Below are 7,318 nucleotides of genomic sequence, written 5' to 3'. Positions count from 1 at the left end.
TCCTCCAAGACCGTTGTCCGGCCGACTTATTCGCCGCCCTGTTAGCCTCTAACGATCCGTCAGTGTTGCGACGTTGACTAGAACCCACCCCGGAACCACCTGCTCACTTTTCGACCGGAACTGACAGGTCGGAGCGGGTTTCTTGTTTCCGAACTCTTCGGCGATTTGGGGCCAGTGTCCCAAGCGATACTTGGTGGGCCACGCATCAGCCAAACAGTGCGGCACCGGCAGCGCGTAGATCCTCGCGCTGGGCATCGGAGTAGATCGATAGTGAGACCGAAGGATCATGGCTGCCATGCGGCGACCACGTGCACTGGTAAACCGCCGGACAGCATCAGGCTGACGCTGGTGTTCGGCAGTCCCTTGAGGTGAATCCGGCGGAGGCCGGCGCGCACGCGCAGGCGCTGAAACTGGTCGGAGTACCACTCATGGCGTGGAACGAGGCTCAGGTCGCTTTGGTGCAGAGCGGCGCGGATCCGGCAACCTTGGATGCGACGTATCAAGCTCTAGTAGACGAGTTCCAGTCGCAGTCGAATTATCGGCGCGAACTTCCAGCAGGCCGACGCTGCGCTGAAAGAACAGGTGAAAGCACGCGCGGAGCCGACGATTCCGCCGAGCTTTGCCAACGCAGCTCCCGGAGAGTCTCCTTTCGCTCAACCTCCCACTCGAGTTGATGCAACAGATGCAGGGAATGCTGGGTCAGGGGATGGGTGCTGCGCAACAGCTCCCGCAGGGCCTCCAGGGAGCGTTCCAGGGTCCGATGGGTCAGGGGCAGCAGATGCTGGACAAGCTGATGCAGGCGGCGCAGGGGATGGGCGACGGTAGCGGGAACGTTGCCGTCACCCCCCGAAATACTGGACGAGATGCTCTCCGGTCAGGACACCGGAAGCGGTTCGGGTTCTTCTGGCGGCGCTGATGCTCCATCGAACCCCGAGGGTTTCGTGGGAGAGAACGCCGACGCCAAGGATGACAAGCCAGACGACAAGGGGGACGACGAACGCGCAGGTGACGACGAGCCCAAGGACGACGACAAGCCCGCCCCGCCCGTAGCGCCGAGTCCTGCTGCTTCGCCGGTGAGCGTCGCGGCTCCGCCCGAGCGTGCTGTACTGCCAGAGACGAAGCTCAGTGCCGACGACGCTCTGGACGTTTTGTTCGGCTGAGCGTGGAGTTTCGGTTCGACACGGCGCATAGAGAGTGACATCCATGTAGCCGTAACTCGGTTCCGTGCATCAAGCTCGCCTGTTGCGCGGTAGCCTGCAGGCATTGAGTTGCTGGTAGGGGGTGTCGTGGCAAAAGGCCTGGACGTGCATACGGGCGGCTTGCGCGCCGCGTCGGCGGATAGTTCCGCTGTTGCCGCTGAGGTGTTGACCAGCGATGTTGGGGGTGGGATAGCAGCTTCTCGTCCCAGTGGTGCGGGGGTGTCTGCCTTCGATGCCGCGTGCTCGTCGGTTCGTCTGCGGCAGGCTGGTCGAGTTGCTGGGTACGCGGATGCGATGGCGTCAGCGGCGGCGGGGTGCGACGCCATGGATGGGGGTGGCGCCGATACCATCTCGGCGTTGTTGTGAGTCCCGCCAGCGTGGGTGTGCCGTCGCGTTCTGAAACTGAAGGCTGGGAAACGTCGTATCTCGATGACGCCGACACACGTTGGCGTGCGGGGGCGGAAGCCTCGGAGTCGGGATTCGACCAGCACCTGCGGAACGTCACCGCACCTGGTGGCACCACGTGGCGCGGGGAAGCCGCCGACGCCGCTTTGGATCGGGCATTCCTCGACCTGACCGTGGTGCGTACTCAGAGTGAGTTGCAGCGGCAAGCGGCTGGTATTGCCTTGGAGGGCAGCGCGAACATCCAATGGGCGCGGAGGCAGGTGCTCGACGCTATCGCCGAAGCCGAAGACGACGGCTTTCGTGTCGGGGAAGATTTGACGGTCACCGATACTCGCAAAGTTGAACTGGGCACTGCTGCTGCTCGCGCGGTCGCCGCCACTGAGCACGCAGAGTTCATCCGTTGGCGGGCTGAGCAGCTCGTCGCAACCGATGCTCTTGTCGGGCAACAGCTTCAAGCGAAAGCCGCCGAGCTGGAGGGTGTTTGGTTCGACGGCGAAGGTAACGGTAATCAGGGTGATCCGTCGATTCGGCTGGTGGACAACGAGGAAGAAAAGGAACCACCGCCTCCACTGCTTGCTGGACCCGAGTTATCCGAAAGCAGGCGTGCCGCAGTGGACTACGCGGAGAAGTGGGCTGAAGGCTTCAACCCAGACTTCGCCTCGCTTGGTGGCGGTGACTTGGACTGCACCAACTTTGCATCACAGGTGATGCGGGCAGGTGGGTTCGGCGATGTGGGTAATGCGATAGATGACTGGCATCGCGGCGACAGCGACGACTGGTACTACCAAAACGACGGGCTGGCGGTTCCCGGCAATACCTCATCGAAGACGTGGACGTTGGCGAAAGAAAACCATAACTTCGTCACCCAACACTCCGGTCGCGGCGAAATCGTAGAGGTAGCGCCCACTCCGAGCGCTAATGGGCTGGATCCGCTCGCGCCGTCGAAAGCGGGGCTACTTCCGGGTGACCTGATCTATTACAAGGACGCGGACGGGGAAATCAACCATGGGTCGGTGTGCGTCGGACAAGCAATGGTCGACGGGGTGCCCACCGACGTGATCAACCAGCATTCAGGCGGGATCAAAGCACACGACGACTGGATGCCAGACTCGGGTGAATACACCCGCGCGCCCGCTCAAGCCGAGTTCGTCCGGCTGCGATACCCAGGAGAATGATCGGCGTGGGCTGGATGAAAGCGCACCGCTGGATAGTGATTCTGGCGGCGGTGTTCGTCGCGGCGGTAGGCGGACTCATCGTCTGGTTGCTGACTTTGCCATCGAACGACGATGGGCTGTCGATGGGCGATTATGGTCCCGACAAACAACGTGATTGGGCGGAGCGACTTGTGGTCGGGCTGAACACTCACGACGCCGACGAGGTTCCCATCCATCGCGTCTACGGTAAGCAACTGTCCTCGCAGAAGAACACCGTCGAAGCAGCGAGGCCCACGCCTGGCTGCCGCTACGAACTGTTGTCGGTCGAAGATCGCGGCAAACAGGTTGGACAGGATGTTCCAGGTTTGACGGGTCAAAGGTCGACATATCGGTTCGACATGACCGTTGAGGAAGAGTGCACGGGAAGACAGACCCAGACGCAGAAAATCGGCGTGGTTGCCATTGCGGACATGGGTTATTGGGAGCCGTTCTACTTTGTTGTGGACTAACGACGTTCTTCGAGCATTCAGTTTCCATGGTCGAAGGTGCTTCTTTGGCAGTACCGTTGGCGGTTCTCCCATATCAGCTACCTCACCCGTCATAGTTCCGCTGCCAGCCGGGTTGCGGCGTTTGCGCGTCCATCAGCCGCCAGGCCGATCAGTCCTCGCGCGACGGCGGTCATGGTTGGTAGGTGTGGGTACAGTCCTGCGACCGCCTTGGCTGCGGTGATGAGCTCGGTGTATTGCGATCAGGAAGGTGTTCGCCAACGACGCACCATGTGGCGCGTAGCGTCTGTCGGGAGGCCCCAGGACCCCGTCGGGTGAAGAATGGTCCGCCAATCTGATTATGGGTTGCCATGTAGGTATCCCAGGGCGTTACCTCGAAGGGCCGCAGCGGGATCGATCCTAGAATCGCCATATCATCGGGTTCGTCGACGATTTCGAGAATGCCTGGGACGGTTGAGTCTTTAGACGATGGTAGCCAGAACTGGCTTAGCGTTTTGTCTGTAGCAGAAGGAAAATCATCGGTGCGCAGGGACTCCTCTTTCTCCCGCCTGCCTTCACAGTTCAACAGATGGTCACCGCGAACTCGCTGCGCATGAGGACCGCGGACGTCAGTCGTGCCAGTAGTGACATCTCGAGCACGGCCACAGGTTTCCACGTGACCATCGCGCCATCTCCAGGGCGTCGAGGACCATCGAGGTCCGCATGTGTGCGGCGACCCGCCAGCCGACGATCGTGCGGCTGTAAGCGTCGATGATGAAGCGCACGTAGGCCACCCCGGCCCAGGTGGGCACGAATGTTAGATCCGTGACCCAGAGCTGGTTCGGCGAGGTCGCGGTGAACTTCCGCTTCACCAAGTCCGGGTGCCGCACCGCCGTCGAGTCGGGCTTGGTGGTGCGGACCCCGTTTGCCTCGCCGAACCCCCTGGATGCCAGCGGCGCGCGTCAGCCGGGCCACCTGGTCCCGACCCACGTCGTGACCGGCGCGACGGGCGGTTTTGCAGAGTTTGCGAACCCCGTAGAGGCGGTAGTTGTCCTCCCAGAGCTGCCGCAACGCCGGCCCGAGCACGGCGTCACGGCGGGCCCTGGCTGACGGTGGCCGTACCTTGGTGTCGTAGTAGGTGCTCGGGGCCACCGCCACACCTGCGCTGCGCAGGACGGTGATGATGGGCTCGACCCCAAATTCTGCCCGTTGGGCGTCGATGAAAGCGACTCTTTCTTGTGTTGGCGGTCGAGCTCCGCCCTGAAGAAACTCGCGGCTCGTTTCACAATCTCGTTGGCCCGCTTGAGTTCTCGGATCTCTTGCTCGAGCTCTTCGACCTTCTGCGACTCGGCGGTCGTTACTCCGGGTTCGTCGCCGTCGTCGATGTCGGCCTGGCGGACCCACGAACGTACCGATTCGACTCCGTAGCCGAGCTGGTGAGCGACCCGCGAGGCCGTGCCTTGCTCAGTGCCGAGTTCGGAACGTAAAGCGCGCACCATCCGTACGGCTGCAGCGTTCTCCTCCGGGCTGTACCGGCGGCTGGTCGGCTTCTTCCCCGATGACGATTCCGTGGGCATACCTGCATCCTCGTTTCCAAGGTCAGGAGCCTCCGGGATTTCCAGAGCGTGTCAGCGAGATATGGGAGGCTGATGATATGTCTGGCTACGTTGCCCTTGCGAAGAAATGGGTCGAGGTGACCAAGTTGGTCGCGGCTGATTCTTGGTTCGGCATCGTCTGCCCCAAGAACGGGGATGCTGATCTGATTATCGAGATGCGTTCATTGACGAGTGCCCGCGAAGAGGAACGGTACGAATACTGGGCACACTGCCCACAATGCGGAGCGGAAATCTACTTTCACAGCAAGGATCGGTACGGTCCTGTATCGAACGCGTCCGACGGTCGTTAGACGTTCTGCCCCCAAGACGTTTTTGACCTGAGCGGCGGCATGGTGATGGCTGTTCTTGAGCTCGTCTGCGATGGCTTTCAGCCGGTTAGCCGCGCTAAACAGTGGGCCGGGCTCGACGGCGGGTTGGTATGCGCCTCCGCCTCGCGTGCTCGCCATGATGATCTCCTAAACCGGTTTCTGGGTTGTCAATGGCCAGGTTGAAGTAACCGCTGGTGGCCAGATGAAAGTATCCACCCTGTGCGGTGATTCTTAGGTTGGTGTGGGCTGCTCCTTCCGGTGTTGGGCGTCTTTCATGCGGTAGGAATCGCCGTCGGTGATGACGACGGTGGCGTGGTGCAGGAGCCGGTCGAGGATGCTGACGGCGGTGGTCTGCTCGGGCAGGAATCGGCCCCATTGTTCGAAGGGCCAGTGCGATCCGATGGCCAACGATCGGCGTTCGTAGGCGCCGGCGACGAGCCGGAACAGCAGCTGGGTGCCGGTGTCGTCGAGGGGTGCGAAGCCAAGTTCGTCGAGGATGATCACGTCGACCCGCAGCAGCGATTGGGTCTGCTGCATGAATAGGTGACATCTGAGTTGGCTTGCCCGGGATGGGTGCGCTGGAAGGATGTCAGTGTGCCCAGGCCTTACCCCCAGGAGTTCCGTGACGACGTCGTGCGGGTCGCTCGCAACCGGGATGAGGGGGTGACGATCGAACAGATCGCCACCGATTTCGGTGTGCACCCGATGACGTTGCACAAGTGGTTGCGCCAGGCCGATATCGACGAAGGCGCCAAGCCCGGCAGGAGCACCGGCGATTCAGCCGAGTTGCGGGAGGCGCGGTGTCGAATCAAGTTGTTGGAACAGGAGAATGAGGTCCTGCGCCGGGCAGCCGCGTACCTCTCACAGGCCAATCTGCCGGGAAAAGGACGCTTCTATGGTCAGGCGTCAAGCGGTGGCTTGGAGTTGTCGGAACACTGATCTGCAGACGTAGCGTTTGAGGCAGCGGCGGGTTTCGCGGGTAGACATGCCTTCGGCGGTGCGCCGGGCGACGTAGGCGCGGGTGGTCGGGTCGCTGATCATTCGGCTGCGGACGATGATGTCGAACGCGCGGTTGAGTTGGCGGTCCCCAGCTCGGGAGAGTCGGTGTCGGGTGGTGTTCCCCGAGGACGCGGGAAGGGGTGCCACGCCGCCCAGAGCGGCGAAGGCAGCCTCGGAGTGGATGCGTCCGCGGTGAGAATAGGCGCAGAGGATGATGGCCGCGGTGACCGGTCCGACGCCGGAGAGCTCTTGGAGGCCTGGGGCGGCATCGGAGGCCAGGGTGCGCAGCTGCTGATGGTTGGCCTGCAGTTGCGTGGTGTGTTCCAGGACGGCCCGGGCGAGCCGTCGGGCTTCTTGGCGTGCCACCACATGGTTGTTCACTCCGGCGGCTTTGTGGTTGATGCGCCATGCGGAGATTGTCCGGATCTGGTTGTCGTGCAGGGGTTTGCGCACATCGACACCGAGGTCGACAGTTCGTAGCAGAGCCGTCAAGGCGTTGCGGTTCGCGGTGCGCTGCTGATCGAGAATCCTGCGCGCCGCCAACAAGATTCTTAGATCCTCGCGCTCGGTGCTGCGGCGGGGTACCGGTATCCGTTCTTGTTCGATCCCCCGTACCGATCGTGCAGCGAGCTCAGCATCAATGCCGTCGGACTTACCCGCACGATCACGGCGTCGGCCCACGGGGCGGGCTTCGGTGACCTCGACGCCGGCAGCCACCAAAGCCGCGGTCACCCCTGCGCCGTAGGAGCTGGTGCCCTCCACGGCGGCCAAGACGCTCATCGCTGGGCAGTGCCGACGGATCCAGGACAGCGCCCGGCTGTGTCCCGGACCGGTGTTGGGGAAGGTGGCGCCAGCGATCACCGCGCCGGTGCGCGCGTCGATGACGCTGAAGGTGTGGGTACGGGCGTGGGTGTCGATACCCACCACCCGCTCGAAGGCTTCGGCGACGATCATTGTTGTGGTTCCTCTCGGGTCGAGTGCTGCATGGATTGCTCGGCCGCCGAGGGTCGTTCGGAGTCATAACTGTTGACCGCGCTCGCTGAAATTCCCCACTGACGCTCACTGAAATTCCCCACCTGTGTGGCTCCGCCGAGAAGGGCGGGCCTCCCTCGATGCTGCTGGTGTCTGACGCCAGTAGCTCCAGTCGAAGGA

5 protein-coding genes, 2 pseudogenes and 1 other annotated feature are annotated in these 7,318 nt (G+C 62.5%); of the genes and pseudogenes, 4 read left to right on the top strand and 3 right to left on the bottom strand.

The window, feature by feature from the left end; genetic code table 11:
• Positions 1 to 863: 863 nt before the first annotated feature.
• The 3 genes from WBB07_RS18300 to WBB07_RS18290 all read left to right on the top strand — a co-directional run bounded on the left by WBB07_RS18300 (position 864) and on the right by WBB07_RS18290 (position 3,267).
• On the top strand, positions 864 to 1,160 hold the full coding sequence (locus WBB07_RS18300) for a hypothetical protein (protein ID WP_526309817.1): 297 nt from the start codon (positions 864 to 866) through the stop codon (positions 1,158 to 1,160).
• Positions 1,161 to 1,561: 401 nt separating this feature from the next.
• A complete protein-coding gene (locus WBB07_RS18295; RefSeq protein ID WP_526309816.1) occupies positions 1,562 to 2,779 on the top strand; it encodes an amidase domain-containing protein in 1,218 nt (405 codons plus the stop codon).
• Between the two features lie 5 nt (positions 2,780 to 2,784).
• Positions 2,785 to 3,267, top strand: a complete 483-nt coding sequence (locus WBB07_RS18290) for a hypothetical protein (protein ID WP_526309815.1) — start codon at positions 2,785 to 2,787, stop codon at positions 3,265 to 3,267.
• 620 nt (positions 3,268 to 3,887) lie between these two features.
• On the opposite strand, the pseudogene WBB07_RS18285 reads toward WBB07_RS18290, so the two are convergent.
• Together WBB07_RS18285 and WBB07_RS18280 are read right to left on the bottom strand one after the other, a co-directional pair.
• A pseudogene (locus WBB07_RS18285) lies at positions 3,888 to 4,820 on the bottom strand (IS3 family transposase); the annotation flags it as partial.
• Positions 4,387 to 4,518, bottom strand: a sequence feature (AL1L pseudoknot). Its footprint overlaps the pseudogene before it by 132 nt.
• A 578-nt stretch (positions 4,821 to 5,398) precedes the next feature.
• Positions 5,399 to 5,692, bottom strand: a pseudogene (locus tag WBB07_RS18280) (ATP-binding protein); the annotation flags it as partial.
• Positions 5,693 to 5,761: 69 nt separating this feature from the next.
• Between WBB07_RS18280 and WBB07_RS18275 the strand changes: the two are divergent.
• Entirely contained in the window at positions 5,762 to 6,106 is a 345-nt protein-coding gene (locus tag WBB07_RS18275) for a transposase (protein WP_526309814.1), read from the top strand.
• Here WBB07_RS18275 and WBB07_RS18270 read toward each other — a convergent pair.
• Entirely contained in the window at positions 6,074 to 7,120 is a 1,047-nt protein-coding gene (locus WBB07_RS18270) for an IS110 family RNA-guided transposase (RefSeq protein ID WP_526309813.1), read from the bottom strand. The two genes, WBB07_RS18275 and WBB07_RS18270, sit on opposite strands and share 33 nt — an antisense overlap.
• Positions 7,121 to 7,318: the final 198 nt, after the last annotated feature.

The sequence above is a fragment of the Mycobacterium sp. genome (assembly GCF_049647605.1).
Taxonomy (GTDB): domain Bacteria; phylum Actinomycetota; class Actinomycetes; order Mycobacteriales; family Mycobacteriaceae; genus Mycobacterium.
This window is presented reverse-complemented; position numbering and strand designations above follow the sequence as displayed.

Bases quoted from the DNA above. Each gene is read 5' to 3' on its own strand.
- WBB07_RS18270 (WP_526309813.1), bottom strand. From the start codon at position 7,120: ATGATCGTCGCCGAAGCCTTCGAGCGGGTGGTGGGTATCGACACCCAC.
- WBB07_RS18300 (WP_526309817.1), top strand. From the start codon at position 864: ATGCTCTCCGGTCAGGACACCGGAAGCGGTTCGGGTTCTTCTGGCGGC.